The 26700-nt window shown below is 52.4% G+C and carries 26 protein-coding genes and 3 tRNA genes; 10 read left to right on the top strand and 19 right to left on the bottom strand.

Translation table 11 applies throughout. The annotated features are described in order from the left end of the window. Positions 1 to 61: 61 nt before the first annotated feature. The 6 genes from EUZ85_RS08040 (at position 62) to EUZ85_RS08065 (ending at position 7586) form a co-directional block, all read left to right on the top strand. Positions 62 to 1468 carry a S28 family serine protease gene (locus tag EUZ85_RS08040; RefSeq protein ID WP_127968806.1) on the top strand — a complete coding sequence of 469 codons (1407 nt, stop codon included), beginning with the start codon at positions 62 to 64 and terminating at the stop codon, positions 1466 to 1468. A 301-nt stretch (positions 1469 to 1769) separates the two neighbouring features. Further along, a complete protein-coding gene (locus tag EUZ85_RS08045) occupies positions 1770 to 2852 on the top strand; it encodes an efflux RND transporter periplasmic adaptor subunit (RefSeq protein WP_127968807.1) in 1083 nt (360 codons plus the stop codon). Continuing rightward, positions 2849 to 5902, top strand: a complete 3054-nt coding sequence (locus EUZ85_RS08050; RefSeq protein ID WP_127968808.1) for an efflux RND transporter permease subunit — start codon at positions 2849 to 2851, stop codon at positions 5900 to 5902. Before EUZ85_RS08045 ends, EUZ85_RS08050 begins: the two co-directional genes overlap by 4 nt. 192 nt (positions 5903 to 6094) lie before the next feature. Continuing rightward, positions 6095 to 6757, top strand: a complete 663-nt coding sequence (locus tag EUZ85_RS08055) for a hypothetical protein (RefSeq protein ID WP_127968809.1) — start codon at positions 6095 to 6097, stop codon at positions 6755 to 6757. Positions 6758 to 6818: 61 nt separating this feature from the next. Continuing rightward, the gene (locus tag EUZ85_RS08060; protein WP_127968810.1) at positions 6819 to 7226 is read left to right on the top strand and encodes a DUF3052 family protein; all 408 of its coding nucleotides are present in this window, start codon (positions 6819 to 6821) and stop codon (positions 7224 to 7226) included. Positions 7227 to 7232: 6 nt separating this feature from the next. Beyond that, positions 7233 to 7586 carry a hypothetical protein gene (locus EUZ85_RS08065; RefSeq protein WP_127968811.1) on the top strand — a complete coding sequence of 118 codons (354 nt, stop codon included), beginning with the start codon at positions 7233 to 7235 and terminating at the stop codon, positions 7584 to 7586. A gap of 45 nt (positions 7587 to 7631) precedes the next feature. On the opposite strand, the gene EUZ85_RS08070 is transcribed toward EUZ85_RS08065, so the two are convergent. The 5 genes from EUZ85_RS08070 to EUZ85_RS08090 all read right to left on the bottom strand — a co-directional run bounded on the left by EUZ85_RS08070 (position 7632) and on the right by EUZ85_RS08090 (position 11255). Further along, complete coding sequence (locus tag EUZ85_RS08070) at positions 7632 to 8000, bottom strand: YciI family protein (RefSeq protein WP_127968812.1); 369 nt, start codon at positions 7998 to 8000, stop codon at positions 7632 to 7634. A 62-nt stretch (positions 8001 to 8062) separates the two neighbouring features. After that, entirely contained in the window at positions 8063 to 8434 is a 372-nt protein-coding gene (locus tag EUZ85_RS08075) for a YciI family protein (protein ID WP_127968813.1), read from the bottom strand. Positions 8435 to 8505: 71 nt separating this feature from the next. Further along, positions 8506 to 8943 carry a nuclear transport factor 2 family protein gene (locus tag EUZ85_RS08080; protein WP_127968814.1) on the bottom strand — a complete coding sequence of 146 codons (438 nt, stop codon included), beginning with the start codon at positions 8941 to 8943 and terminating at the stop codon, positions 8506 to 8508. 37 nt (positions 8944 to 8980) lie between these two features. Further along, a complete protein-coding gene (locus tag EUZ85_RS08085; protein WP_127968815.1) occupies positions 8981 to 9808 on the bottom strand; it encodes a YciI family protein in 828 nt (275 codons plus the stop codon). A 124-nt stretch (positions 9809 to 9932) separates the two neighbouring features. Further along, a complete protein-coding gene (locus EUZ85_RS08090) occupies positions 9933 to 11255 on the bottom strand; it encodes an RNA polymerase sigma factor (protein ID WP_241566992.1) in 1323 nt (440 codons plus the stop codon). A 284-nt stretch (positions 11256 to 11539) separates the two neighbouring features. Between EUZ85_RS08090 and EUZ85_RS08095 the strand changes: the two genes are divergently transcribed. Next, positions 11540 to 13087: a sodium:alanine symporter family protein gene (locus EUZ85_RS08095; protein ID WP_127968816.1), complete on the top strand. Its 1548-nt coding sequence runs from the start codon at positions 11540 to 11542 to the stop codon at positions 13085 to 13087. Between the two features lie 122 nt (positions 13088 to 13209). Here the strand turns inward: EUZ85_RS08095 and EUZ85_RS08100 are convergent, their stop codons facing one another. The 5 genes from EUZ85_RS08100 to EUZ85_RS08120 all read right to left on the bottom strand — a co-directional run bounded on the left by EUZ85_RS08100 (position 13210) and on the right by EUZ85_RS08120 (position 21166). Continuing rightward, positions 13210 to 13455, bottom strand: a complete 246-nt coding sequence (locus EUZ85_RS08100; RefSeq protein WP_241566993.1) for a hypothetical protein — start codon at positions 13453 to 13455, stop codon at positions 13210 to 13212. An 82-nt stretch (positions 13456 to 13537) separates the two neighbouring features. Continuing rightward, entirely contained in the window at positions 13538 to 14782 is a 1245-nt protein-coding gene (pgaC, locus tag EUZ85_RS08105; RefSeq protein WP_127968818.1) for a poly-beta-1,6-N-acetyl-D-glucosamine synthase, read from the bottom strand. Next, on the bottom strand, positions 14779 to 16731 hold the full coding sequence (gene pgaB, locus EUZ85_RS08110; protein ID WP_127968819.1) for a poly-beta-1,6-N-acetyl-D-glucosamine N-deacetylase PgaB: 1953 nt from the start codon (positions 16729 to 16731) through the stop codon (positions 14779 to 14781). Before pgaB ends, pgaC begins: the two co-directional genes overlap by 4 nt. Next, entirely contained in the window at positions 16728 to 19172 is a 2445-nt protein-coding gene (pgaA, locus tag EUZ85_RS08115; protein ID WP_164887203.1) for a poly-beta-1,6 N-acetyl-D-glucosamine export porin PgaA, read from the bottom strand. Before pgaA ends, pgaB begins: the two co-directional genes overlap by 4 nt. Positions 19173 to 19648: 476 nt before the next feature. After that, complete coding sequence (locus EUZ85_RS08120) at positions 19649 to 21166, bottom strand: 2OG-Fe(II) oxygenase (protein ID WP_127968821.1); 1518 nt, start codon at positions 21164 to 21166, stop codon at positions 19649 to 19651. Between the two features lie 165 nt (positions 21167 to 21331). Here EUZ85_RS08120 and EUZ85_RS08125 point away from each other — a divergent pair, with 165 nt between their 5' ends. After that, positions 21332 to 21982 carry a TetR/AcrR family transcriptional regulator gene (locus EUZ85_RS08125; RefSeq protein ID WP_127968822.1) on the top strand — a complete coding sequence of 217 codons (651 nt, stop codon included), beginning with the start codon at positions 21332 to 21334 and terminating at the stop codon, positions 21980 to 21982. Positions 21983 to 21989: 7 nt separating this feature from the next. On the opposite strand, the gene EUZ85_RS08130 is transcribed toward EUZ85_RS08125, so the two are convergent. Further along, positions 21990 to 22484, bottom strand: coding sequence for a globin (locus EUZ85_RS08130; RefSeq protein WP_127968823.1), 495 nt, complete (start codon positions 22482 to 22484; stop codon positions 21990 to 21992). Positions 22485 to 22661: 177 nt separating this feature from the next. On the opposite strand from EUZ85_RS08130, the gene EUZ85_RS08135 reads away from it, so the two are divergent. Next, positions 22662 to 23216 carry a hypothetical protein gene (locus EUZ85_RS08135; RefSeq protein WP_127968824.1) on the top strand — a complete coding sequence of 185 codons (555 nt, stop codon included), beginning with the start codon at positions 22662 to 22664 and terminating at the stop codon, positions 23214 to 23216. 55 nt (positions 23217 to 23271) lie between these two features. Continuing rightward, entirely contained in the window at positions 23272 to 23676 is a 405-nt protein-coding gene (locus EUZ85_RS08140; RefSeq protein ID WP_206618026.1) for a barstar family protein, read from the top strand. A 6-nt stretch (positions 23677 to 23682) separates the two neighbouring features. On the opposite strand, the gene EUZ85_RS08145 is transcribed toward EUZ85_RS08140, so the two are convergent. From EUZ85_RS08145 to EUZ85_RS08180, 8 genes are all read right to left on the bottom strand, one after another. Next, positions 23683 to 23901: a hypothetical protein gene (locus tag EUZ85_RS08145; protein ID WP_127968826.1), complete on the bottom strand. Its 219-nt coding sequence runs from the start codon at positions 23899 to 23901 to the stop codon at positions 23683 to 23685. Between the two features lie 154 nt (positions 23902 to 24055). Then, positions 24056 to 24454: an ankyrin repeat domain-containing protein gene (locus EUZ85_RS08150; protein ID WP_127968827.1), complete on the bottom strand. Its 399-nt coding sequence runs from the start codon at positions 24452 to 24454 to the stop codon at positions 24056 to 24058. Positions 24455 to 24614: 160 nt separating this feature from the next. After that, positions 24615 to 25136: a hypothetical protein gene (locus tag EUZ85_RS08155; protein WP_127968828.1), complete on the bottom strand. Its 522-nt coding sequence runs from the start codon at positions 25134 to 25136 to the stop codon at positions 24615 to 24617. A gap of 281 nt (positions 25137 to 25417) precedes the next feature. Next, complete coding sequence (locus tag EUZ85_RS08160; RefSeq protein ID WP_127968829.1) at positions 25418 to 25978, bottom strand: HNH endonuclease; 561 nt, start codon at positions 25976 to 25978, stop codon at positions 25418 to 25420. A 60-nt stretch (positions 25979 to 26038) separates the two neighbouring features. Next, positions 26039 to 26113: transfer RNA gene (locus tag EUZ85_RS08165), tRNA-Gln, on the bottom strand. Between the two features lie 145 nt (positions 26114 to 26258). Further along, positions 26259 to 26334 (bottom strand) — tRNA-Trp (locus EUZ85_RS08170). A 46-nt stretch (positions 26335 to 26380) separates the two neighbouring features. Next, a tRNA-Leu gene (locus EUZ85_RS08175) sits at positions 26381 to 26467 on the bottom strand. A 7-nt stretch (positions 26468 to 26474) separates the two neighbouring features. Next, a complete protein-coding gene (locus EUZ85_RS08180) occupies positions 26475 to 26693 on the bottom strand; it encodes a hypothetical protein (protein WP_011399229.1) in 219 nt (72 codons plus the stop codon). Between the last annotated feature and the right edge of the window lie 7 nt (positions 26694 to 26700).

Below are 26700 nucleotides of genomic sequence, written 5' to 3' on the forward strand. Positions count from 1 at the left end.
GTTTAAAAACAGCCGTCTCCATGCCTGGAAAAGGAACTCATTTTTCAAGGCGACAAAGGATATGCTTAATAAATCACCTTATTCGTTATTTTTCGCGTTTCTCATCTCCCTTTTTCTATCCAGCGCCGGCTACGCCAATCAAGCGCCCGACCAAGACATTCTGGAATACCTCAATGGGGTGCCGGGAATGGAGGCGGAAGAGCTGGACAATCCGCCGGAAGGCTATCGCTACATTCTGATTCGCTACGAGCAGCCAGTTGATCACGATAATCCCGCCATGGGGACATTCAAGCAACGTATGGTGTTGTTGCACAAGTCTGCTGAAGCGCCGATGGTTTTGGCCACGAACGGCTACAACATCTCCGTCAGCACCTATCGTTACAACCTCACCAAAGTGCTCAACGCCAGCCAGCTGAAAATCGAACACCGTTATTTCGCTGAGTCCAGGCCAGATCCTTTGGATTGGCAGTATCTGACAATCAAGCAGGCGGCGTCAGATCATCATCGCATCGTGCAGGCGATTCGTCCGTTCTACAGTGGTAAGTGGATTTCTCGCGGCGCCAGTAAAGGCGGTATGACAGCCATGTATCACCGCCGCTTTTTCCCCAATGACGTAGACGGCACCGTCGCTAATGTGGCTCCGCAGAGCTTCGGTCGTCTCGACCCCCGCTATGTGACATTCCAGGAAGAAGTCGGCCCACGCGCCTGTCGTGAAACGCTCAAGCGTTATCAGCGCGAAGTATTGAAGCGTAGAGAAACCATGAAGGCGTACATCCAGACTTACGCAACTGAAAACGGCCTGGAGTTTAATCTGGAAGGCGGTCTGGACCGCGTGCTGGACCTGACTATCGGCGAGTTGTACTTCCAGTTCTATCAGTACGGGGATCTGGAATACTGCAAAGATATTCCCGCCAAAGACGCTAGCGATCAGGAGCTGTTCGATTTCATGCTGGCCTGGGGGCCGTTGACCTTCGTTACGGATTCGGGACTTGAGCAGTATGAAGCCTATTTCTACCAAGCGATCACCCAGTTGGGATATCCCCGTCTGCTCACCAGCCATATGCGTAACTTGCTGATGTATGACCCGAATGACTACAGCGCCTACGTTAGCGAATGGCCGACCCAACCTTTCGACCACAGAGCTATGTGGGACATCGCCGGTTTCGCTGCGATGAAAAGCACAAACGTCATCATGATCTACGGCGATATCGATCCTTGGACGGCGGCGGCGTTCTTTATCCCGGACTCCAACCGTCGCGGCACTCGCACCTTTATGGTGAAAGGCGGCAATCACGGCTCTGACATCCTCACGTTGAACGAGCGTGATAAGAGCAGAGCCTACTCCATGCTGGAGGACTGGACTGGCGTAGCTCCGCAAGATCCACCTCTGATGTTGAGAAGCCTGTCTGTCAGCAAAGACAGCGCGCGTGAACTTGAGGAAGAAGGACTGCAGCGCCGTCCTTTGTAAACTATCCTCAGCCTTCGGCGGTATAGTCACCGCCGGGGGCTTTTTTATCCGTTTATTGTCGAGACGTTCTTATCAAAAATAAACCTGTATACTTGCTACGGAACTGCGTCAAGAGGCTCGTAGATCGCCCCCGCTTTTTTGAGAGTAATCGGTTTATACCTGCCAGCTTATAAGCATCCACCTTTACTAAAAACTGGCCCCACTCTCCCTAACCAGCCATAATCCCGCCATTCCAAGACGCAGCGGTTCTTTGCGTCCGCCCGGTTAAATTTATCAGTAAATCAACAGCTAGGGAGTCACGATGACCAGTCTAAGCAAGTTCAGTTTTATGGCGATTTTGCTTTCTCTTGGCGTATTGCAAGGTTGTTCTAAAACGGACCAACAGACGACGGAGGAGAAACCTTTGCGTCCCGTCAGGACCCTTGTGGTGGGAGCGGTGGAGAATGCGAACTGGCGTGAATTTCCCGGTACGGTGGATGCGGCGCAGAAGGCGGAGTTGGGGTTTCGGGTGACAGGGAAACTGCATAGTCTGAACGTGAATGAAGGGCAGATTGTTAAGGAAGGGGAGGTGCTGGCGAAGCTGGACGATACTGACTTTCTCATTCAGCTCAAGAGTCGTCAGGCGGATTATCAGCAGGCTCATGATGATTTCTTGCGGGGTAAATCCCTGATCGGCAAAGGCGTTATTTCCCAGTCGGATTTCAGCAAGTTGCAGGCGCAGGATATTGCGGCCCAGGCGGCGTTGGAGTCCGCGCAGAGAAATCTGGAGTACACCGAATTAAAGGCTCCATTCGGCGGCAGGATCGCCAAACGTTATGTGGAGAATTATGAAGAAGTCTCCGCCATGCAGCCGATTTATGCACTGCAGGATATTTCCTCTTTATTGGTGAAAGTGGATATTCCTGAAAGCCTGATGATTACCGCGCAGGAAGGGACGGACCCGGAGGTGCAGGCATTATTCTCCAGCATTCCTGGCGAGAGTTTTCCCCTTAAGTTGAAAGAGGTGTCCTCTCGCGCGGATGAAGCGACGCGTTTGTTCAACGTAACGTTCAGCATGCCAGCTAACCCTAAATACAACATTTTGCCAGGCATGTCCGTCACGGTAAGAGGCCGTCCGCCGCAAGCGAAGGCGCAGGACGGCGCTATTTTTGTTCCTCCACAGGTGGTGCAGGAAGACGGTGACGGCCGTTATGTGTGGACAGTCAGCCACGAAGGCGACTCGACCGGCGTGGTCAATCGTCGCGCGGTGACTACCGGGGCGATTCAGAACAACGGTATTCAAATTCTTTCTGGCCTGGAAGAGGGCGATGAAGTGGTGACCGCCGGCATGAGCAAGATGCACTCCGGCTTGCAAGTGCGTCTGACCACGGAGGGGAGCAAGTGAATATCACACGGCTTGCGATAGAGAATAACCGGCTCACGATTGTTCTCCTGCTGGTGATTGCTGTAGCCGGAACCCTGACCTTCTTGGGGATGCCCCGCGCTTATGACCCGGGCTTCGTCATGCGTGCGGCGCAGGTGGTGACCTACTTCCCCGGCGCCAGTCCCGAGCGGGTGGAGGAGCTGGTTTCCTCGCAGATTGAAGAAGCGGTGAAGGAAATTCCTGAGCTGGACTTCGTGAAAAGCGAATCCCGTACCGGTGTGTCCATCGTTACGGTGAACATCAAGGAAAGCTACAAGGACATGCGCCCGATCTGGGACAACCTGCGGCGCAAAGTCGAGTCCACCTCCACGGACCTACCCGATGGCGTCGTTGGCCCCTATGTGAACGATGAGTTCGGCGATGTGTTCGGCATTGTTATGACCATTACGGCGGAAGGTTTCAACTACGCAGAGCTTAAAAAGATCTCCGATGATGTGAAAACGGAGCTGCTGCGGTTTCCGGATGTCGCCAAGGTGGAAATCTGGGGTGAACAGGAAGAGCGTATTTTTGTTGAATACAATAACTCTCGTCTGTCTGAGTTGGGGCTGTCTCCAAGCCAGCTGTCGCAGGCGTTGGAAACGCGCAACATTATTATTTCCGGCGGCTCTTTTAATCTGGGACGTGAGCGCATATCGCTTGAGCCAAGCGGCAACTTTGAGTCCGTAGAAGACATCGAGCAGACCATCATTAATATTCCCGGCAGCAACCGTTTGATGTATTTGAAAGACATCGCCACGGTGGTGCGCGGCTACGTGGACCCGCCGGAATCCTTGCTGCACTCATCCGGGGAATTTGCGCTGGCGGTGGCGGTGGCCATGCGGGAAGGCGGAAATAACATCGAGCTGGGCGAGCAGGTCTCGGCGATGATGAACGAGCTGTTGCAGCAATACCCTTACGGCATTGAGTTTGACTTGGTCAGCTTTTCTCCTGCGGAAGTGGATCAGAAAGTCAGCGATTTCGTCTCCAACCTGCTGCAGGCGATTGCTGTCGTCTCCATTGTCATGCTGTTCACTCTGGGGCTGAGAACTGGGCTGGTGGTCTCCACCCTGATTCCGTTGTCCATGCTGTTAGCGTTTCTGGTAATGTCTTATCTGGATATTGGACTGGATCAGATTTCTCTGGCGGCCTTGATTATTGCGCTGGGGATGCTGGTGGATAACGGCATTGTGATGGCGGAGAACATCATGGTGCTGATGGAGAAGGGCAAGAGCGCCACAGATGCCGCCATAGACTCCGCGATGGAGCTGCGTATTCCCTTGCTGACCGCCTCACTGACGACCATCGCCGCTTTTCTGCCGATTTATCTGGCGGAGTCCAATGTCGGTGAATTCACCTCATCCTTGTTTAAGGTGGTGGCGATTACCCTGCTGGCCTCCTGGGTTATTTCTCTCACCGTGGTCCCCATGTTGTGCGTGTACTTCCTCAAAGTCACCCAGCAGGAGGAAAGCTACGGATCGATGTTCTATCGCACCTACCGCAGCGTATTGACGACCTTACTGAAAAACAGGGCGGTGACGCTTGTCGTTACGCTGCTGGTGTTTGTCGTGGCTATGAAAGGATTCGGTTATGTGCCGAAGATATTCTTCCCGCCTTCTGATCGGAACTATTTTCAGGTGGAGTTGAAGCTGCCGGAAGGCACGGCGATAGAAGAGACTCGCCGGGTCGTAAACGATATGGAAGGCTTTATTGAGTCAGATCTGAAAGTAACGGAATCGCGCAAGGAGGGCGTCACCAAGTGGGCCAGCTATATTGGCAACGCCGGCCCCAGAATCATTCTGTCCTATAACCCAAAACCCAATAACAGCAGCTATGCGATGATGATCGTCACCGCCAGCGACGCCAAGCTCGTACCTGACCTGATCGAGCGTATCGGTCGCTACGCACTGGATAATCACCCTGACCTTGAAGCTACGATCAAGCCCATGGCCAATGGCCCCTCCGTCGCGAATCCAGTGGAAGTGCGATTAAGCGGATCGGATGCGGATGTGCTGTTCCGTCGCGTTGACGCCTTGAAAGCGAAAATGCGTGAAATCGGCGGCCTGACCAATATTACGGATGATTGGGGGCAGCGCATCAAGAAGCTGGTGATCCATATCGATCAGCCCAGGGCGCTTAGAGCAGGCGTTACCAGCCAGGATATCGCAGTGTCTCTGCAAGCCGGCATTAGCGGGCTGGAATTGACGGAGTACCGGGAAGGAGAGGATATCATTCCCGTAATGGTGCGGGCGGAAGGCTCCAACCGTAACAACATCAGCGGCGTTCGTTCCTTGTCGGTCTATGTGCAATCCACTGGTAAGTCTGTTCCTCTGTCACAGGTCGCGGATATTGAAGTGGTTTGGGACACGGCGAAGATCTTTCGTCGTAACGGCCTGAAGACGGTCGCCGTTGGCGCTCAATTGGAGGGGGACATCACCGCGGCGGAGAAATTCGCGGAGTTGACACCCTGGCTCAAAGAACAGCAGAAAGAGTGGGGGACCAGCACACGCTATGAACTGGGCGGCGAATCAGAAAGCTCCGGCAAAGCGAACCAGTCTATCGTCGATAAACTGCCTATCGCTGGCTTCGTCATCCTGATTTTGATGGTTGGCCAGTTCAACTCCATCCGCAAGGCGATCATTATCCTGAGTACGATTCCGCTGGGTTTGATTGGCGTATCGGCGGGGCTGTTGGCCTTGAACAGCGCCATGGGCTTTATGACCTTCCTGGGCGTTGTTTCTCTGGCTGGGATTGTCATCAACAACGCTATTGTGTTGTTGGAGCGTATTAATCTGGAGCTGGCGGAAGGTGTCGAGCATGCTCAGGCTATTATCAACGCTGCGCAGCAACGCACCAGGCCGATCTTGTTGACCACCGCGACGACGGTGCTGGGTTTGTTGCCTTTGTATCTGGGCGGAGGCGAAATGTGGGAGCCGTTGGCTATCGCTATCATGGCGGGCCTGTTGTTCTCCACGATCCTGACCCTTTGCGTGGTGCCCGTGTTGTACGCCACGTTCTACCGTGTGCGATTTTAATCGCGTTGGCGGATCTATCCCGGCGTGGGCGATGGCCATGCCGGGATAGACAGTACTTTTTTACAAGTCAGGCATGGAGCGCTTGGTTAATCTGCGTCGGGAACGGTTTCAGGTTCGGCAGCGCCAGTCATGGCTGTCTCACTGAATACCTGATTCTCGATAGCAGGCTAATACTTAAAAGGAACTTTATTAATGAAAACGCAATTCGCAATGCTGGCTTTGGCCGCCTCGATTATCTCCACGCCGGCCATGTCGGCGGACACTATCTTCGAATACTACAAAACAACCGCCAGAGCCAAGGTAGACGCGGTTGGAAAATCTGAGTGGGAGTCCACAACATACCGAGAAGCGACGCCGGTGCATCAATCCTATAATTTAACCGCCTCCGCCAATAACTCGACGACCTCCATGAGCTACGATCTGGACTATTCTCCCTATGACAACGGCGCTGTATTAAGGTATTCCATTGATGGCGAAGTCCAGCGCGATGAAGAAAGTAACGCTTCTATCAACTTGGGGCACGGCGGCGCCATCAATCATAAGTTTCGCGCAACAGGCAGCGGTTTGCTGAAAGTGAATTTCAATATCGACAGTTTAGTTGTCGACTGCCCGGTACGGGCGGTGTGTATGAGTGTTGATGGGGATGTCACCGTGACAGGAAACGGCTATCGGGAAAGCATCAATTTCACACCCCAAAACGGTTTTAAAGACGGGGTTTCTTACCTGGAGATTCCTGTGCAGGAAGGAAAGGATTACCTTGTTCAGTTTAGCTCCGGCAACGGCATATCTGGCGCTCCCAAAAGCCAAGGCATTACAGCGGTTTACACTGTGACTTGGGAGGCGCAGTACGACTGAGGCCATTGACGATCAGGCCAGGGCAAAGCTCCTGGCCTTATTTCATGAACGGGGGAAATATATGGCGGGTTATTCCACGACGCCACTCTCTAAAAAGCTGGGCGTCAAAGAAGGCTTTGTGCTTTATGCGTCAAATGCGCCAGTTGGTTACCCAGAGCTGGTTAGCCCTCTGCCTGACCATGTACTTCTTGTTGATGCGCTCCGTCCTGATTTGGACATGATCCACTTCTTTACTAAAAGCCGTGATGAGTTGGAATTAGAGCTTGGGAACTTGGTTGATCATATCAAGCAGAATAGCATGATCTGGATATCCTGGCCTAAAAAGGCCTCCAAGGTGATGACGGATATGACGGAAGATGAAATCCGACGCATCGCTTTGCCTATGGGCCTAGTGGACGTGAAAGTATGCGCAGTAGATGAAGTTTGGTCTGGCCTCAAGCTGGTGATACGCAAAGAAAACAGGAAGTAAGTCCTGATGGGGGAAATGGAAAGCGTTCCGGACATAACATCAGTTGTTGCGTGGCATAATGAGTTGGCCAAAGTCATGGGAGTCGATCCTTTGCCAGATGATCAGGCAAGGCGATTGATCATGCATCTGTTATTCAAGGAAACCTATGCAGAGATGACGGGAAAAGAGGGCTGGGCCTGTTATGTAGAACGGCTACTGACCGCATCTGAGCTGAAGTTACTTCTGTTTTCTCATTTTTATACAAAGCTGTTGGCTCACAATGGGGTCAAACAGTATCCGACTTTTCAGCAACATGCAGAAAGCGATTTGCTAGACAAACTAGATCAGGCCTTATTTGTTAAAAGGGTTGCTGCGCATTGAGCGCTGTTTAGTTGAGCCCTCTAAGATCAGCCAGAGGCCGCCGGTTTACCCGGCTGACTCTGGCGCTTGCAGTTCTCGAATGGGACGAATTTCAATGCTTCCCAGTCGGGCGGGAGGAATGCGGCCGGCGAGTTGGATCGCTTCATTCAGGTCGCGGGCTTCCATCATGTAAAAGCCAGCCAGCTGCTCTTTTGTTTCCGCGAAAGGGCCGTCGGTGGTAGTGACGCGGCCATTACGGACGCGCACGGTGGTGGCGGTTTCCACTGGCTGCAGAGCGTTGCCGCCGACAAAATGCCCGCTTTGTCTGACCTCATCGCCGAAAGCGATACATTCTCCGTTAAGCGAGTCCCACTCGCTTTTGGTCATGGCGTTAATAATGTTTTCATCGTAATAAACGAGACACAGATATTTCATAATAAGTTCTCCAGATTAGTAGTTTGCGACCCCGAAAATCTCGCTAATAGCGTCCGTGCTATTCAAAGGGTAATGAAGTTATCAATTGGGCGAATCTCTACTCCCCAGCCCATTTCTTCACCGATATTGGCGGCGGGGTGCTTTAGCGCCAGCGCTTTAGCCTCTTCCAGACTATTTGCCTCAACCATAAAGAAACCGCCAATTTGCTCCTTGGTTTCTAAAAATGGACCATCTGAAACAATGGGGCCTTTCCTGCTGGGACGAATGCACAAAGAAGACGGTGGCGAGGCAAGAGAGCCTTGCGCGAGCAAGGCTCCGCTTTGGCGCAGGCTGTTATCGTATTCAGCGCATTGGCTGACGATGGCCTGCATTTCCGCCTCGCTCAACTCTGCGAACTTTTGTACGTTGTAATAAGCCATGCAGAGAAATTTCATGATGTTTTCCTATATGGTCGGGATCTGGGCGGCGAAAGTTGCTCTAATTGGGTCACCCAGATCCTGCATTATCAGGGTTTGAGGTTAAACAGCGCTGCGCCATCAGGTACGCTGAAGGGCGCTGAATAATGCTCATGCACTATCTTCCAGTCGCCGTCGCGTCGGCGATAGCAGACGGTGCCGCGCATCCAGGAACTCTGCGCTTCCCCTTGTTCATTCACACAGCCGCAGCGATTGAGAAAGTGGCTGACGGCCAGATTACCCTCGGCTTCGATGCGCAAATCCTCTACCTCAAAAATCATCGGACCTGATGTGTAAGATAAGCAGGTTTCCCAGTGTTCGCGATAAGCGTCCACGCCATCGAATTGCAACTGCAGGATGGCGTCAAAGGCGCGTACATCCGGCGCGTAATGACTCATGATGCGATCAAGGTCTTTGGCGCAGGCGGCTTCCACCCAGCTACCCAGAGCCTGACGAACTTCGTTCTCAACGGTATTTGTCGCGCTCATAACGGTCTCCTTTTCCTTGTGTGGGATGGGGGTATGATCAGCCTGTTTGGCTGCAGTTAATCATCCAGGGAGTGCCGAACCTATCCACCAGCATGCCGAAGCGCTGGGCCCAAAAGGTTTGCTGTAATGGCATACGCACTTGACCGCCTTCCAGCAGCGCGTTGAAAAGGCGATCAGCTTCTTCAGGAGAACTGACATCGAGCTGCACAAAGAAGCCTTTGGGCTCTTCAAAGCGCCCGGGAGGCGTATCGGAGGCCATTAATCTTCTATCTCCGACTGTCATACAGATGTGCATGATTTTATCCTCCCAGCCTGGAGGATTCTGAGTTGGGTCGGGACATTCTGCGAAAGTCACCGAATATTCGATTTTGCCCCCCAGGACTTGCGCGTAGTATTCAAAAGCCTCTTTGCATTGGCCATTGAAGAATAGATAGGTATTTACCTGCGGCGGTTTGGCTGACAATTGCGCCTGCAGGGTTTTATGTTGCTCCAGTCCTTCGCTGGGCGCGAAATCCTCCAGTTCGTAGAGCTGGCGAATTTCCAATTCAACTTCTCCGTCGCCGTCTAGCGCTGGCCAGCGACACGCCCATTCAATGGCTTCTTCTTTCGACTTCGCCTGAATCATGGTGTAGCCAGCGATAAGCTCTTTGGTTTCCGCAAAAGGGCCGTCGAATACAGTAGGCTTGCCGCCGGAAAACTTGATTCGGGCGCCCTTGTCGCTTGGCTTCAAACCCGTCCCATCAAGCATGGCTCCAGCGTTGGCTAACTCCTGATTGTAGCTCCCCATGGCGGAGATCAGGTCGTCTCCAGGCATGACGCCGGCTTCCGTGTTTTTGTCTGCTTTACGTATGATCAAAAATCGCATGTTGACGCTCCATTTCTATTTCAGTCTTTGATTGCCAGGGGCGCTTCAATAAAACTATCCCCTTTGATGTACTTCCTTGTCGATTGGGAATACGGCGAATCGACATGCTGCAGAAAAAAATTTTTTAGACATCCTTCAATGACACGGCCAGTTCCTCCAGACGCCTTTCCAGAAATCGGCGTTCGGGTTCTTGCTTTGCTAATGCCAGCGCCTGTTGATAGGCGTCCCGCGCCTGCTCAAACTGTCCCAGACGGCGATGCATGTCCGCCTTGGCGGAGTGGGCGAGGTGGTAGGCATGCAGCTCGCCCCTGGCTAGTATGTCGTCAATGATTTCCAGTCCTCGCTGCGGGCCGTCGCGCATGGCCACCGCCACCGCGCGATTTAACGCCACCACCGGCGATGGGTTGATGCGTAGCAGTAATGTGTACAGGCCAATGATTTCAGACCAGTCAGTGGTCTCGGCGCTGGGGGCTTCCGCGTGAACGGCGGAGATGGCCGCTTGCAGGCTGTAGGCTCCAAAGCGCTGGGCGCCTAATGCTTTAGTGACCCACTGTACGCCTTCTTCTATCTGCGCCTTATTCCACAGTGATCGATCTTGCGCGTCGAGCAGAATCAGGTCGCCTTGCGCATTGGCGCGGGCGGCGCGGCGGGAATCACTGAGTAACATTAATGCCAGCAACCCCATCGCTTCTGAGGCTTCTGCTTTAGACTTCAGCAGCTCCACCAACAAGCGTCCTAACCGAATAGCTTCCGCAGACAGGTCGCTACGTGTAAGGCTATCGCCAGTAGAGGCGGAGTAGCCCTCGTTGAATACCAGGTAAATGACGTGCAGCACGGACTCCAGCCGTTCCGGCAACTCGGATTCGGTCGGCACTTCATAGGGAATGCGGGCGTCCCGGATCTTGGACTTGGCGCGCACGATTCGCTGGGCCACTGTGCTGGGTGAAGCAAGAAAAGCGCGTGCGATTTCCTCGGTGGTGAGATCGCATATTTCCCGTAAAGTCAGCGCCACTTGCGCCTCAGTGGACAGACTGGGGTGGCAGCAGGTGAAAATCAGGCGCAGGCGATCATCTTCAATGTCTTCGTTCTGTTTGTCTTCCGCGCCTGTCGCTTCCGCATAAAGCCGTTCGGCGATGTCGGTTAATGAGGCGTCAAAGCGTGCGCGACGCCGTAGATGATCAATGGCTTTAAAGCGCCCTGTAGACACTAACCAGGCGCGCGGACTGGCGGGAACGCCTTCCTGTTCCCATTGGTCGGTCGCGGCGGCGAAGGCCTCATGCATGGCTTCTTCCGCCAGATCAAAATCGCCCAATAAGCGAATTAATGTCGCCAAAATACGTCGGGATTCCGACCGATATACCGCCTCAATTTGCTGACGAGCGCTCAATTTCGCGTTTTCCTCCTGCTGCGGCACTTCGGCTTTCCCCCGTAACTTATTGAATGCCAATATCCCATCCTAAGTGATGAGGGGAATTGCGGGAAGTGCTGACTAACTTTTGCACGATGCGCCGTTAGGATATTCGTCGCATGCTGAAGACACGGGGCGAAGATGCTGTATAATCCGCTCCGGTTTTTATGCCGGGAAGCCTAGGGCGTTAGGTTGGTCAACCAAAGCGACGCCGGGAAAATCCCATACGCACGAGCGTTTCATTACAAAAATAACAGTCTCATCCAAATCTGTAGCCAGCATGCGGCGTCCGATTCGACAGAGACTCTACGTGGAGATTTTTGATGCAAGATATTGTTAACGAACTGAACGGCCTGATCTGGAGCCCAGCTCTGATCTACCTGTGTCTGGGAGCGGGTCTGTTTTATTCTGTGTTGACAAGGTTTGTCCAGGTCAGGCATTTCGGTGAAATGTGGCGATTGCTCCTCTCGGGCACAAGCTCTGACAAAGGGATTTCCTCCTTCCAGGCCCTTGCGGTCTCTCTCTCTGGCCGGGTCGGCACCGGCAACATCGCAGGCGTCGCCGCCGCTATCGGTTTCGGCGGTCCTGGCGCAGTCTTCTGGATGTGGATGGTCGCCTTCTTAGGCGCGGCTACTGCTTATATCGAGTCCACTCTGGCGCAGATTTACAAAGAAGAAGATGAAGGCCAATATCGTGGCGGCCCCGCTTACTATTTTGAAAAGGCCATGGGCCAAAAATGGTACGCCTGGATTTTCGCGATCTCGACTATCATCGCTTGCGGTCTGTTCCTTCCTGGCGTTCAGTCCAATAACATCGGCAGCGCGGTTGAAACTGCATTCGGAGCCGGTTCGATCATCAACACTTCTTTCTTCGGTGAAGTAAGCTTCGCGAAGCTGGTTTCCGGCGTTGTTGTCGTTCTTATCCTGGGCTTCATCATCTTCGGCGGCGTAAGACGTATCGCCAAGTTCACTGAAATCGTAGTGCCATTCATGGCGTTGGCGTACATCATCATCGCTTGCGTTATCGTGGCGCTGAACATCGATCAACTGCCTTCTGTCATTAGCATGATTGTTGGCGATGCATTCTCTCCAATGGCTGGTTTTGGCGCGGCAATTGGCTGGGGTGTAAAACGCGGTGTTTATTCTAACGAAGCAGGCCAGGGCAGTGGTCCTCACGCGGCGGCTGCGGCGGAAGTTCAGCACCCTGCGCAACAAGGTCTGGTGCAGTCTTTCTCTATCTATATCGATACTCTGTTCGTATGTTCCGCGACTGCGTTCATGATCCTGATCACTGGCGCATACAACGTTCATGGCGCTGCAGAGGGGACTTTCCTTGTTCAAAATGTGGCGTCGGAAATTGCGGCTAATGGCCCTGTTTTCACCCAGATGGCGATTGAAAGCACCTTGCCTGGCGTTGGCAAGCCGTTCATCGCATTCGCGTTGTTCTTCTTCTCATTCACCACCATTCTGGCGTACTACTACATCGCGGAAACCAATGTGGCGTACATCAAGCGCACGGTGAATATTCCTGGCATGGTTTTCGTCCTGAAAGTGGCCATCATGGCGTCCACTTTCTACGGTGCGGTAAAAACTGCGGACCTGGCCTGGGGCATGGGCGACATCGGCGTAGGCTTGATGGCGTGGTTAAACATCGTGGGTATCGTGGTGATTTTCTTCATGGCCAAACCGGCCCTGAGAGCGCTGCGTGACTACGAAGAGCAACAGAAGAAAGGCGTGACCGAGTACACTTTCGACCCAGAAAAACTGGGCATCGAGAACGCTGAATACTGGAACAAGAAAGCCGCGACCGAAGCGCGTGCAAAAGCAGGCCAAGCTGAGCCAGCTAAAGCGCGTAAACCGGGCGTCGCCTGATCGTTGCATTGATGAGCTTCCATTGATCTGACGGAAGCGACTCATAAAAAAGCCGGACTTAGTGTCCGGCTTTTTTGTGTCTGCGGCTCAGTCGTCGCAGTTTACTTCGTGTGGAAAGAAGGTTATCCCTCTCCCAGCATCTCCATTTCGGCCTGCTTGAGCAGGTTCCTGCGTCGCCACCACCATTTGCAATGATGCGCCCGCGACCACAGATGGTACAGTGAGAGCGTCACCGCAAGAATGCCGCCGGCCCAGGCCAAGATATCGACGAGAGACAGTTGCAGCAGTGGCGACATAAGCTCTCCGTCATTGAAAAAGAAGTAGTACACAGGATGTAGCAGCAGGTATCCCCACAGCATCCAGGTCATAAGCGATATCGCTCCGTCTCTTAACCAGAGACCTTTGGTGCGCCGTGACGCCTGTGTGTAAATAAGTGTCCTTTGTGTCGATTCAGCCACGAAAAATTTCTCCTCTATCCGGACTTTCCCAAACTGCATGTTGGTTGCGCTTTCTAAACAGGGCCTTGGGCACTGCGATGGTTACCGTGGCGATATTGAGAATCCAGTAGAACAGTGGATACCAAATACACCACAGAAAGTTTTTGAGCAGTCCCTGGTCGTAGTGACGGTCGATCAGGATGCTGACCAGGAACTGCAACAGACATAAAAAAATCATCAGTACGGCGCAGACTTCAAAAGTCAGCACCTGTTCCGCGGTGGGAACTTCTGAAAATGTGAACAGGCGCCAGACAAGCAGGCCGATAACGCTGTAGCTCCAGTAAACGCTGGCGAGATACTCCAGCAACAGCGGCCAGAACCGCAGCTTGCCCTGGAACAGGCAGCGCCAGCCGTATTTCAGACAGACTTCCGCACCGCCCTGGGCCCAGCGCAGTCGCTGCTTGTACAGGCCGCGAATAGTTTCGGGCATCAGCACCCAGCAGCGCGCCATGGGTTCATAGCGGATATTCCAACCGGCCATTTGCAGACGCCAGCTGACGTCGATGTCTTCAGTCACCATGCTGGTGTTCCAGCCGCCGATTTGCTGGACAGCGCTTTTTCTGAACGCGCAAACAACGCCGGAGATAGTGAACAAGGTGCCGTAGATGCGTTGCGCCCGCTTGATCAGACCGATGATGGAAGAGAATTCACCTGTCTGAATTTTGCCGATGATCGTGGAGCGAGTGCGGACTCTTGGGTTGCCTGTGACAGCGCCAACGCCGTTCTCACTCAGGAAATGACGCACCATCCATACCAGCGCATTGGGGTCGAGCAGAGCGTCTCCGTCGATGCAGACAAGACAGTCGCCCTTGGCCTGCTCCAGCGCATTGTTCAGCGCAGCGGCTTTGCCCTGGTTTTCCTGATGGATGACGCGCAGCCTGGGATGGTCCTTGGCGATTTCATCCAGGCGTGCGCCGGTATCGTCTTTACTGCCGTCATTGATGGCGATGATTTCGTAATTTGGATAGTCCTGCTCCAACAGGCTATCAATGGTTTCCTTGATGTTGGCGCCCTCGTTGTAGCAGGGCACCATCACCGACACCAGCGGATAATGACGCAGCTTGAGTTTGTGATCGGGGTGATTTTTCAGGTAGCGGCGCTCCCAGTGAAAAAAGTAATACACCCCTCCTGTGATCCACACCAGCGCCATGACGCTGGGGTAGAGATAGATGCACAGCAGTAGAATATCCAGGGTCATTTCGCCGCCTCCAGCGTGGAGTTCAGCGAGAGTTCTGGACGAATGACGTTGATGTCGGGAATTCCCTTGATGAAATCATCAGGGTAATAACCAAAGCTCTTGATTCCTTCCGCAGAGATGATTTGCATCTGCCGCTTGAGTACCGTCGCGGGAATAGCGGAGCCGTCGCGCCAGTCTTTCGCCTGCAGTTCAAACACCAGCTTGTCTGGATCAATACGCTGCAGCGCAGTTTGCGCCAGTTTGCGCAGCCACTGGTCGGGATTTTTCTGCTGTTCCATATAGGGCATGGCCATGACGGCGACATGGTCATAGGCTTTGGCGAAAGCCTCCAGGTTTTGCGAGAACCAAGCCTCACTGGCGGGATTCAATATTGGCTGGGCGTACATATTGCGCGCCAGCAGCAGGTGTTGGCCATCGCTGGCGAAGTAACGGGCGCTGCGTTTGGCGAAGCGATGAGTGAGGTCGATCAGGTACTGGGTCTTTAATTCCGCCCAGCGTTTGGCGAGATCTTTATCCGCCTGAATCGCCTCAATGGAATCCCCCAGTCCCCATTCCGCATACTGTTTCAGTGCGTCGGGAGTGGCGTCTTCAAAGTCACCGAGGAAGGCGTCGTCGTGGAAAAGAATGCCGTGGAACTTGCCGTATAAACTCAGGTCTTCATAAATATCGCCGATAGTTTCGATATTTTTCTCGTTGAAGGGCGAGAGTCTCAGGTAATGCTCCGGGGCGGGCTTCTGCGTGCGTGCATCGGTGACGTAGCTGTAGTTTTTGCCCATATCAAAGGCTAAAACCGGCATCCAGGCGTAAATGCGGGCGCCAGCGCGGGAGCGCAGCTGCCAGGCGACGCGGTTGAATATGTCCGCGCGCACCGGGAGATGGCGGTTGGGGAAATAAACCGCGTCAGCCACGCCATCTCCGTCCGGATCGGCGAACGCCTGCAGATATACGGTATTAACTCTGTAGCGACTGACCCGTTCAATTAGGCTGTCGATATTCTTCTGGGTGACCAGGGGATCAGGGTCGTAAACATAATCCAGATCCACATGCAGAATACGCTTCACCATGGGCGGCTTAGGCTCGCCTCTCAGGATGCGGCCGAAGTGCTCCAGGCTGATCTCCTGGTCCATCAAATAGCGATAAACATTCAGGCCGGAGTCAGTCACCATGTTGACGCCTTCGTCCAGAGAAAAGGTGTAGGAGTAACCCTGCTCCTGAGCGATATCGATGGAATGGCTGTTATAGGCTCCGTAGGGCCATACCATGATGCGTGGCGACTTGAGACCCCGTGAGGTCATTTGCTTCTTACTTGTCTTGAAGTCCTTGCGCAGACGACGGTCGTAGTCCTCCGTGTTCTCATAGACATCGCGGACCTTGTCATATTGAGGGCTGACGGCGGCAGGCTGCTCGTTGCCGAAAGGGTTGGCGTAAATACCGTAATGCAGGTTGTAAGTGTGGGACGCGAACTCCACCAGACCGGAGGCTTCCATTTCTCGTATCTGCGCCCAGTTCAGGAAGTGCTTGCGGTCCAGGTTGGTTTTCCCGTAAAGCACTTCTTTGCCTGGCTCAACTTCCAGCCACTTGCCCACCAGGGCGATGACGGCTGGATAGTTGTAGAGTTTCAATAAGGGAAAAACGGTGGTGTAGAACGACTCATAACCATCGTCAAAGGTAAGCAACACCGCATTTTCCGGCAATTTGGACTTGCCTTCCTTTGCGTCGACAATCTGCTGGAAACTCACTGGATGATAGTTGTTCTGCTTGATCCAGTTGAGGTGCTCGACAAAGCGGTCGCGGCTCAGGGTATTGGCGAAAATGCGCTTGGTCGGATTGAGTTTGACGTCGTAAAAGTCGTGGTAGCCCAGCACCACATAACTGTTTTCCGGACGCGCCCAAACCAGTGACGAGAGCAGCGTCAGGCTTAAGAAAATTATCCGGGCGATAGTTTTCACTGCATAAACCTCATTTCAAAATTGGCGAAAATCAACGTGCCGTTTTCAGGCTCTCCGTCATAAGTGGCCTTGTCGCGGCTCACTCCCAGCTTGACGCTGATCTGATCCCTCCAACGCCATTGCTGGCTGTAACTGATCTCCCAGCCGGTGGCTGGGTCGTAACCTTCCTGGCGATATTGATTCACGCTGGTCTCCAGAAACTGATCCAGGTCCCAATCGTCAGACACCTTGATGCGGTAGCTGTGGCGCAGCTCTGCGCCATAGTTGCGGTCTGATTTTGGGTTAAAGTAGCTGGTGGCTACGTCATCGTTATCGCTGCCGCCAGCGCTGACGACGCCGGACAATTTGTACCGCGGCGTCTGCCATAGCTGGGTTTCCAGCCAGGCGCTGATGGCTTGACGATCATTGCCGTCGGTAAAATCGTTAAGAGAGGCGGAAGCGCCCAGAGAGGCGCCCGGGAAAAGCTTGTATGTGGCGCCAAGGCCCCATTGACGCATATAGCTGCCGTCGTAAAGGCCTCTTAGGGGTGTTTCCGATGGGTTGTAGCGATAGCTTGCCTGTATCGACAAGTCGTCAAACAGGGACCAGCTGGCCGCGCTCCAAAAGTAGGCTTTGTCGTTAAGCTTGCTGCCTGATCCAGCTTCCACTTCCAAGGTGAACGGATAAAAACTTAGATCGGCGCCGACACCGGAGTAGCGAGCGAAGAGGTCGCGCTCTTCCCATTCGCCATACATTTTCTGGTCATGAATAAAGAGGCGCTGCCCCTCCCAGCGTTGTGAGTATAAGCGTGCGTCATAACGCCATTCTCTGGAGTTTTGCGCTTTATCCGGCTCACTGTTGCTGCTTTTGACGCGGCTCGCGTTGACGCTTAGAAAAGGCGCCGAGGCTTCATTCCAGCGTTTGTTGATTTCTCTTTGCTCATAATCGGCATAGGCGGTGTTCAGCTCTTCGCGTTTAGCGTTAAGTCCTCGCCAGTCGCCTTTTTCCAATTGCGTCAGCCACAAGCTACGCTTGGCGCTGCCTTGGGCGTTGCCGGAGAGCATGGATTCGGCGCGACGATAACTGTATTCCGCATCACTGAAGCGGCCCTGCCAGCGCTGCACGTTGCCCAAGTCCATCCACAACCAGGGGTTGCCGGGCGCTTCCACCAGCGCGTCTTGCAACGACTTTTCCGCTGCATCCAGGTCGCCGCTCCAAGCCTGATGAATAATGCTTTGCTCGCGCAGCTGCTGGTAATTTTCATTGTTGACTTTAAAGCTGCCAGTGAAATCCCAGCGCTTTGGAGGCTGATCTTCCAGCAGTTTCTGCAGCAAGGCGCCGCCCTCCTCATATTGCTCGGCGTCCATGTGCGTGTAATACAGTTTCTTGCCCAGCTCCAAGGTTGGCGTTTGTGCATAAAGTTTCTTGAATATTGGCAAGGCTTTAAAGGGGCGACGCGTGGCGGCGTATAAATCCGCACGCGCTTCTTCTATATAAGCGGGAAGCGGCTGTCGCGCTTCAATGGCTGGCAACAACTTGTTGGCTTCATCAAAGCGTTTGGCGACGACCAGCCCATAGAAAATATCCAGTTCGATATTGCCGCGCAGGGCGTGGTTCGTTGGCACTTTGTCGTATAACGCCTGCAAGTCGGCAATGCCTTTATCCAGAATATCCGGACGGGATGATTTGGCGCCGCTGCGGATATTCAGGGTCGACTTGTAGTACTCAAGCCAATAATGGTCGATGCCTTTGAACCAGTCAGGGTGCGCTTTGACGATTCTCTCCGCTGCGGTGGCGGCGCCCAGGTCAATAGCGGCTTTATAAAGACGCAATCCAATGTCCCGGTTGTCGGGGGAGAAGTTGTAGTAATCCTGCAGAACGCCGACTTCGCCGACCTTGTCCTGCAATACCGTCATGACGTAAAGCTCGTTCTCAAAGCGCTCGATGCTGGGGCGAGTCAACTCACGGTAGTTGGCGATGGCTTTCTGAGCATGAATATCCTCACCCATTTCAGCGCTGGTCAGCGCCAGTCCCAGCCATGCGTCACGGCTTTTCGGGCTGCGTTTGGTCAAGAGTCGGTAGTGTTCCGCCGCTGCGGCGAAGTTTTTCTGGTTGCGCTGCGCTTTGGCCAGTATCGCCACACTGTCGTTATTTAGCGTTTTGGGGGCGCATGGATTACATAGCGCAAGCGCGCTATCCAGTTCGCCATTCCAGGAGTAGAGCGCAATCAGGTCATTCAGAACCGCTTTATCATGGGTTTGCTTATACAGCTTGGAGAGGCCTTTGATGGCTTCCTTTAAGTGTCCTGCGCGGGCGGATATGACGAACTGTTCCCGTTTTTCGTCGACGGGGCTTGCAGCCAGAGCGGGAATAGCCTGAGAAATGGCGACCGCGCTGACAATCAGGCGCGCAAGTTTGCGCGCGGATAGCCGTTTAGACGGCTCCGTAGGAGATAGAGTCATCGATTTGTAGCCCATTAAGCGTTAAGTCCCTCTAAACAATGGGAGAAATGAACCGCAGGAACTGCTGTACGATCCTTCTGTTAGAGGTCGGAGGCGCTTGCTGAAGTTGTGGTAGTGTCGTTTCGCGCGTCAAGTTATTGACGAGGTTCAATTGCATTTGCAGTTTGCTGGCGTCGTAAAAAAAGCTGACGCCAAAAAATTGATAAAACCTAATTAATTCAATAGCTTGCGGGCATCGCCATTTAACCCGAAAAGACCTGGGCAGAAAAATAGGTTGATATGGCTATAACAAAAGTGGTTAGAGGCGATAAAAAAGGACTAGTAAAATTGCTGGAGACTTGGTTTTTGAGAGGGGGGAAATTAGTGTAGATGGCTTAGGTGAAAATTTCTGTGAGGCGCGTCGCACAAGGGGGCGGGGCGGAGATAACGCTTTCATTTTGAGGAAGGCGAGTAAAGTGGAGCGCTCCCGATGCTGATTAAAGTGAATGAAATATCACACGTCCGTCATAAGAGGCGGAGAGAAATTTCTTATCCCTATATGGGCATAGGGAAGTGACAAAGTTCTCGTGGCTGATGTCTTCACTAAGGGGGCTTCCCGCCAAGCTCCATCGTTTGATTCGGAAGTCTTCCCCGGCGCTTATAAGTTGATTTCCCGCCCCGACAAACAGGCTTCTTACGATGCCGTTATGAGCCTTCCAGACGTTCGTCACATAAGGTTCCGGTAATAAATCGATGTGTAATATATGACCGGTTCCAGTTCCGACGAAGACGCTGTGAGCCTTGCTGTATAAGGCCAGGCAACGAATTGGGCCTGCATCGGGGGAGAGGCGAAAGTAGCATTCACGCGTATCTGTTCGCCAGAAGCACAACGAACCGTCTTCTCCGCCGCTGACGGCTTTTTCTTGTCCCAATGAGGCGAGGTCCCATACCCAGCCCGGGCGTCCAGTCAGCGTCCCCAGAAGCGCCAGATCATGATCCCAGAGACGAATAACGCCGTCTGAACCAGTGGTGACGATTCGGTTCTCGTCCAAGACTGAAACATGCAATGGCGTCGGGCAAAAAGTGTTAATTTTCCTGACGTGAAAATAGCCCGTTTCACACTGTTCCCATTTACTGATGGTCCCATCTCGAGAGACGGAGAAAAGGTCATCTTTGGCGTTTGAACATAAATCCAGAACCGAGTTTGCGTGCCGGGACAGTGTCTGCAGTAGTTGCTTCTGTGGACTCCATATGTGGATGGTTTTATCCCGTGACGCCGTGGCGAAACGTCCGCCTGAAAGCGTCGCTATCTTCCAGATATAGCCATTGTGGGCATGCAGAGTATGTGGATTCAACAGCGCAGGGGCAGCGCCGTTCGAGCGTGATGACTGATAGATCAAGTCGCTGCGAAGAATGTATTTTTCTCCGCTCAGGACGGTGTCTCCGCTGTGCCAGAGACGGTGGTCAAACACGATCAGATCGCCGCGACGGGGCGTAAATCGAGCGTTTATTTCCGTTGCGAAAGCATCCTTGAAAAACAGAGTGTCGCCGCCGCCGAACTCTGCAGCGTCATTGAGATAGAGCAGGAAAGTCAGCTTTGATTCCGAGCCGTCAGGACAGGCATAAACCCCGTCCTGATGGGGAAAGAAGCTTTGCCCGGCGCTGTAGCGGCAAAGTCGCAGGCGAGGATTCAGTGAGCGTAGTTCCCACGCAGGGATGTTCGCTGCGTCAGGCAGGTTCTGAGGCAGGAACTTGCGGCAGATCTCGAACAAACTCTGCGCCAGTATAGGATCATCCACCACCTGTCTGGCGTTATTGCGGTAGCTGGGGGGATATTTTGCGTCTGCAGCGCTGAATCCACGAGCAAGGGCGTCCGCCAATAGTTGTTCACAAAGAGCCGCGGAAAAAACGCCGCGCAGAACGAAACATTCTTTCTTCAATTCCGGCGCTAAATCGATGCGCTGGACGCCGTTTGGCGGGTATTGAGAGGTGTTAAAACGACTGACGCTTTTCATGAGCCCGTTTTCCTCCGTTGATACCGAAATGTCGCAGTGAATTGCATTTTGAATAAGTTGGTTGACCAACCAAAAATAGATTAAAAGCAAATCATCGCGACGGCAATAGAAATTTGGTTAAATGACCAAAATACTTCCAGGGCTAAATTAGGGGGAGCAGCGGCGATGGGGAGAAAGTCCAATACCGAAGAGCGTCGTATGCAGATAGTGAACGCATTGTTGCGTGTGATGACGAAAAAGGGCTACGACGGCGCGACAATCCAGGCGATCGCTGCGGAGGCGGGCCTGACGCCGGGATTGATTCACTATCATTTCAAGGCTAAGCGGGAAATTTTATTGGCGCTGGTCGAGTACGTCGTCAGCATTGGCGAAACCCGCTATCGAAGACTGAGTATCGACGCGCAAACGCCTGAGCAGCAATTGCGGGCGTTTGTCGACGCCAGGTTGGCGCTAGGGAAAGGTGCTGATCCAGAGGCGGTGAAAGCCTGGGTGTTGATTGGCGCTGAGGCGGTGCGAGTGGATGACGTCAGGGAGTTGTATTGCGAAGCCATCGCCATGCAAATGAAAGAGTTGGCGCAACTATTGTGGAATATCGCGGGAGATCGCTTGGCGGCGGAAGACATTCGTAAACTGGCGGCGATGGTTCTCGCCACGATGGAAGGCGCCTATCAACTGGCGGTGACCAATCCGGATTCCATGCCTAAGAATTTTGCGGCGGAGATGGTGATGGAGACTATCGTCAAGGCATGCGGCGGAGAGCTTTCCGGCGTTAAACCCGCACAGCCGGGGCGGAGAAGAAAGGGCGACACGGGTTGACGCTCCACTATTCAGGCGCGTTGGTTTTCCCTTCTTCTATATCCTCTGCGACGTGGATTTCAGCGATGAGCGTTTGTTTGAGATAATCAATGCCGGGCCTCAGAGTCAGCTCCCAGGCTTGCCTCACTTCATCGCTGTATGCATGGTCATGGCGAAGGACGGTTTCCAGCAGACAGCTCAACCATAGTTCGTACATACAGGGCGTTAATCCCATCGTTTGATGGTTATGCGATGCTTCTATCAATCTCAATGTATCATCAGGCCGCCCGTTGGTGGCGTACTCCTCCAAGGCATAAACCGCCGAGCGAACGGCGTGCACCTGTCGTTCTATGGGGCGGCGATTGAATATGGCGCTGACATTGGCGTCAGAGGCTTTGAGGCGTACATAGAAGTCATCGACAAAGCGCACATCACTATCCACATCGCAAAAGCAGCGTGCAAAGCTGTCTCTGAAGGTGTTCAGGTTGTACTCGGATACTAATCTGGTGCTGTTATCGTTCATAAAAAAAGTATGGTCTCGCATACTCAGATGCGCAATGTCACGTCCCCTTGAGGTGTGTTTAGTCGTTTTGCCTGTAATGATGGCGATTAGCTTGGTTGCGGGGGACACATGGAGTAATCTACGTCGACTCGCAGTATGGCCGTAGTGGGTTCTATTTTAATTCTCAAAGGAGACGCTATGCTCGAGCATGGAAAGCAGTCCTTCACTCTGACTCTCGCTCTGGCCGCTGCATGTGGCGCATTGGTGTACGCCGCCAACCTGCATCTGACGATACATCCTCTACAGCTTAAGAATGCGGAGCTGGAGCTTCAGCTACAAAACCGTATTTCAGAGGTGACCAACGCCGAGATTTACCGGGAGCTGGAACGCAAGTATGCGATGACATTGGTGGAGCGCAACATGCTGTTAAGCGCTAATTCGGAGAACTCCAACCTGCACTCTGAAGTGGCGGAATTGCGGTCGCAGAACAAAGCTCTGGAAGACATGCTCCGACAACACAAGGCAGCCCTGCAAGAACGGGACGAGAGGTTGAAATCATACAGCTCGCAGAGATTAATCCTCGATCGGATCGATGAACTGCGCAAGGAACAGCACCGCATCGATCAGAGTCTGGCGCAACTACTTGCTGGAACCAAGCCAAACGAAAACGAAGTGTCGAGACTGAACAATCGCCTGGAAATGCTGCAACAGCAAATAGCGGCCTTGACTGCGACCTTAGCTCCGCAGAGCTAGGCGCATAGGCCTTCCTATTAAATCTGTGCACTAACGAATTACCTTGGGAGAACGCGTGTCGAGCAAAAAACCGGTATGGGCGGACTGGGACCATCATCAGAAATATCGGCAGATACATAAAAATCGGGAAGATTACTGTCGGCAGGGCCGTCTGCGGGCGGTGGATAAAAAGGGACGAGAGGTCTTTCTTGACGGCCGCTACATCACGGATATCCCAAGCTTTTACCTGTCTTTAGGGGAGGCCCTGAATGGTGATAACGGATACTTTGGCGCCTGCCTGGACTCCTTGCATGACTGCCTGTTCGGCGGCTTTGGCGTTGCGCCGCCCTTCACAATTCATATCACCAACGCGCCCGATATTGAGTGCGCCCTGGGGAAACTCGCCTGGGTCCAGATGAATCGGGAACGGAAGCTGGGAATGTGTGAGCAGGATGAGTCGATCGAACAGCTTCAGGAGTAAAAAGTATTACTCTGAAGAAGGCTCAATCAGATTGCGCATCTCATCGCAACTCCAACTTTCATAGCCTGTGCTATCTGCGGCCATTTTAAAAAGCATATATCTCTGACCTTCATAAGCAAAAGAAGTAGCCATCCATGCTTCGTATGCATTGTCGTCTTTGGTTAGCTTGTGATCCAATTTCTGGGTGATATAAGCCACTTTTTCATCATGTGATAAGGCATCCACGTTACCTTCTTTAGACAAATCTCTAAATGGTGAGCACACAATATCAAAGTCATTTTCATCGGTCTTTGAAAGAAGGATGAATGCGCTTGCTGAGGCTACGAGTAAAAGGATAATTAATCCGATGGCTTTGCTGACGCATCGTTTTTAACATTCTTTAGACATCTTTACTGCACCCCGACAGTGTCATTTTACTCAGCTCTTCTATGCGTTCCTCTAGTCTCTTTAAATGCCTAGAGTTTACTTCTGGATCAAATTCAAACTCTGTATTTAATGCTTCTGCGTCAGCGCCCATAGACATAAGATAATTTACAAGTTCCTTGTGACCAAATTCTTCTGCCACTCTGAGAGGTGTAAATCCTCCTTCTCCTTTCTGCTCTATGTCTATCCCATTTTCAACCAGCAATTTGGCTGCGTCTAAGTCTCCCCATACACAGACGCAATGAAGGGCATTATCGCCCAGAATATTTGTGTCGTTTATATCGTTGATTTTGACGCCAGAAAAATCAGCTACGCCTTCCACTTGTTCCAGAAGCGCTCTGACCGATTTGTTCATTCTATATGCCTAATACCACAAAAATAAACTCGCAGCGTTGCCGCGAACTATGTTTTTTAGCCTTGTTGTAAGCCATAACTAAATGCTTATGAAATATTTTTCACTGGAACAAAATGAGCACAGGAGTATGTGCAAGCGTTCAGTAATTCGATATTCATATTTAGCTGCATTTATACTCCATCCACCATCCATTTTTCAGCACTCTAACCTCCATGAAGTCCTCTCCGTTGTTCCGCTTACCATATGCAGCTGGAGGAGTGATACCTTTCACTATATCTAATAAACATCCAGAAATACCCAGCCCCGAGCGATGGGCCATAATGTAGTATTTGGATGGCGGACAAAAAGTAACGCGCTCGGTTTGTGTGGTTTTAAACAGCGCTAAATATGACTTATATTTATTCTCAGGAATACTGACGTCTTTTAAAACCTGAGAAAGACTCAGCGTGCTCTCATGATTCTGCGTATGACTCCACTCACCAGAATACTCCCTAAAGCCTCCGATAATATCTATTCCGACACTAAAGCAATACTCTCCTTGAAAATCTTCGGTAACCATCGCTGTGAGCTTTTCATAGGGGGTGGTATCAGTCTCGAATCGTGTTTGTATGGCATCAAGGTCTGGTGGCGTTGAGCATGATGCAAGTGTTAAGAAAGCTAAAAATATGAGTGCTATCTTCATTTTGGATTTACGTAAACCTTTAGATATCGCACGCGTGAACTTCTGTTTCCGAGCTTAGAAGAAATACGTCTTCCAGTCCGCTGGCTCTAGTGTAAAAGACGTGGAAATTCGAGCTAACTCATTCAAAAAATGTACGAGTGCTTTTTTTTGGCAAAAATAAACATATAGAGACTATACACCGCCTGGCGCCTTTCTTCCCATCAGGCTCGTTTATTTAATGCTGCTGATGCTTCTATCTGAGTGAAAAAAAGCGACCCGAAGGCCGCTAAGGGTGAGGTGGCTCAGGCTATTCTCGCCAGCAGGTGGCGACTGAAGCCTTTACGTAGAAACTCCATCTGGTCTCCCAGAATGTTTCTGTTGGTCAGATACAGGTATTCGTACCGGCTGGGTACGAATGGCACTGCTAATAGAGGCATGCCGGCTTCTTCCGGTGTGCGGTCTCTTTTGAAGTTGTTGCACCGGATACAGGCGCAAACGACGTTTTTCCAGATATCCCTGCCGCCCCGGGACACAGGCATGATGTGGTCCCGACTGAGCAGTTCATAAGGGAACGTCAGTCCACAGTACATGCAGGTGCTGTCATCCCGCCGGAACAGGTATTTGTTGGTCAGCGGCGGTGTTTCCATCAAATGTTTGTCGCGTCCTTCGGAAGCGATGATGGTTGGAATTTCAAGGGTGGACCGTTGTCCGTCACGTCCTGTTCCGCCTCGCAAAACAATGACGTTATCGCCGGCGCTCCAGAGTACGCGATCGTTGCAGATTAGCGTGGCCGCTTCTTCCTGGCTCATCCACTGCATGGGTTGGCCGGTTTTGTCCAATCTAAGTATGCGAGGGGTGCTCATGACTACATCTCTTCTATCTGTCTACATGCTCTGATTTTTTAAGGTTTATCTGGTTGAAATTGGCCGCCCCGCCTGGATTCGAACCAGGGTTTCCGGAGTCAAAGTCCGGTGCTTTACCAATTAAGCTACGGGGCAGTGTGAGGGTAAATTGAGGTCATCCTTGAGGCGGCATCGCCAGGAAGAATGACAGTTTCTAGTTGTTGCTGGGGATGACGACCCGTTCGTCGAACTCGTTTTCCATGACCTTTTCCTCTTTTCTGGTCTATTTCGTTAATCAAAGTGGCAACCCGGGACGGATTCGAACCATCACCTGGCGGGTTTGGAAGCCGCTGCTCTGCCAGTTAAGCTACCGGGCTGTAATACGTTTTAAGCGATAAGTGTTTTTTAGATCGCTAGTAAATGTGGTGCGTTCGGCGAGACTCGAACTCGCATGCCGATTACGGCGCCTGGTTCTAAGCCAAGTATGTCTGCCATTTCCATCACGAACGCGTGACTCTTAACCTGTCAGCTTCGCCTTCACGCGTAACTCCCCGATACGTGTGGGGATGTCGCCGGCGGCGATGCGGATCAAGTCGCTTCTTTCCAAAACGACGATCAGATCATTTTGATCGACCCGGATTTGAGTCCGATCATGACCCAGGCGGCGGTCTAGTCTCTGTTTGAGGTAAGCCGCCTGATTAGCGGCGAAACCTTCCGCCAATTGATTGCTGTACATGCTTGTT

The organism is Hahella sp. KA22 (genome assembly GCF_004135205.1).
Classification (GTDB): domain Bacteria; phylum Pseudomonadota; class Gammaproteobacteria; order Pseudomonadales; family Oleiphilaceae; genus Hahella.

Excerpts from the sequence above, each read along its gene's own strand:
- EUZ85_RS08040 (WP_127968806.1), top strand. The coding sequence starts at position 62 with ATGCTTAATAAATCACCTTATTCGTTATTTTTCGCGTTTCTCATCTCC.
- EUZ85_RS08045 (WP_127968807.1), top strand. The coding sequence starts at position 1,770 with ATGACCAGTCTAAGCAAGTTCAGTTTTATGGCGATTTTGCTTTCTCTT.
- EUZ85_RS08055 (WP_127968809.1), top strand. The coding sequence starts at position 6,095 with ATGAAAACGCAATTCGCAATGCTGGCTTTGGCCGCCTCGATTATCTCC.
- EUZ85_RS08060 (WP_127968810.1), top strand. The coding sequence starts at position 6,819 with ATGGCGGGTTATTCCACGACGCCACTCTCTAAAAAGCTGGGCGTCAAA.
- EUZ85_RS08065 (WP_127968811.1), top strand. The coding sequence starts at position 7,233 with ATGGGGGAAATGGAAAGCGTTCCGGACATAACATCAGTTGTTGCGTGG.
- EUZ85_RS08070 (WP_127968812.1), bottom strand. The coding sequence starts at position 8,000 with ATGAAATATCTGTGTCTCGTTTATTACGATGAAAACATTATTAACGCC.
- EUZ85_RS08075 (WP_127968813.1), bottom strand. The coding sequence starts at position 8,434 with ATGAAATTTCTCTGCATGGCTTATTACAACGTACAAAAGTTCGCAGAG.
- EUZ85_RS08080 (WP_127968814.1), bottom strand. The coding sequence starts at position 8,943 with ATGAGCGCGACAAATACCGTTGAGAACGAAGTTCGTCAGGCTCTGGGT.
- EUZ85_RS08085 (WP_127968815.1), bottom strand. The coding sequence starts at position 9,808 with ATGCGATTTTTGATCATACGTAAAGCAGACAAAAACACGGAAGCCGGC.
- EUZ85_RS08095 (WP_127968816.1), top strand. The coding sequence starts at position 11,540 with ATGCAAGATATTGTTAACGAACTGAACGGCCTGATCTGGAGCCCAGCT.
- EUZ85_RS08100 (WP_241566993.1), bottom strand. The coding sequence starts at position 13,455 with ATGACCTGGATGCTGTGGGGATACCTGCTGCTACATCCTGTGTACTAC.
- pgaC (WP_127968818.1), bottom strand. The coding sequence starts at position 14,782 with ATGACCCTGGATATTCTACTGCTGTGCATCTATCTCTACCCCAGCGTC.
- pgaA (WP_164887203.1), bottom strand. The coding sequence starts at position 19,172 with ATGACTCTATCTCCTACGGAGCCGTCTAAACGGCTATCCGCGCGCAAA.
- EUZ85_RS08120 (WP_127968821.1), bottom strand. The coding sequence starts at position 21,166 with ATGAAAAGCGTCAGTCGTTTTAACACCTCTCAATACCCGCCAAACGGC.
- EUZ85_RS08125 (WP_127968822.1), top strand. The coding sequence starts at position 21,332 with ATGGGGAGAAAGTCCAATACCGAAGAGCGTCGTATGCAGATAGTGAAC.
- EUZ85_RS08130 (WP_127968823.1), bottom strand. The coding sequence starts at position 22,484 with ATGAACGATAACAGCACCAGATTAGTATCCGAGTACAACCTGAACACC.
- EUZ85_RS08135 (WP_127968824.1), top strand. The coding sequence starts at position 22,662 with ATGCTCGAGCATGGAAAGCAGTCCTTCACTCTGACTCTCGCTCTGGCC.
- EUZ85_RS08150 (WP_127968827.1), bottom strand. The coding sequence starts at position 24,454 with ATGAACAAATCGGTCAGAGCGCTTCTGGAACAAGTGGAAGGCGTAGCT.
- EUZ85_RS08155 (WP_127968828.1), bottom strand. The coding sequence starts at position 25,136 with ATGAAGATAGCACTCATATTTTTAGCTTTCTTAACACTTGCATCATGC.
- EUZ85_RS08160 (WP_127968829.1), bottom strand. The coding sequence starts at position 25,978 with ATGAGCACCCCTCGCATACTTAGATTGGACAAAACCGGCCAACCCATG.
- EUZ85_RS08180 (WP_011399229.1), bottom strand. The coding sequence starts at position 26,693 with ATGTACAGCAATCAATTGGCGGAAGGTTTCGCCGCTAATCAGGCGGCT.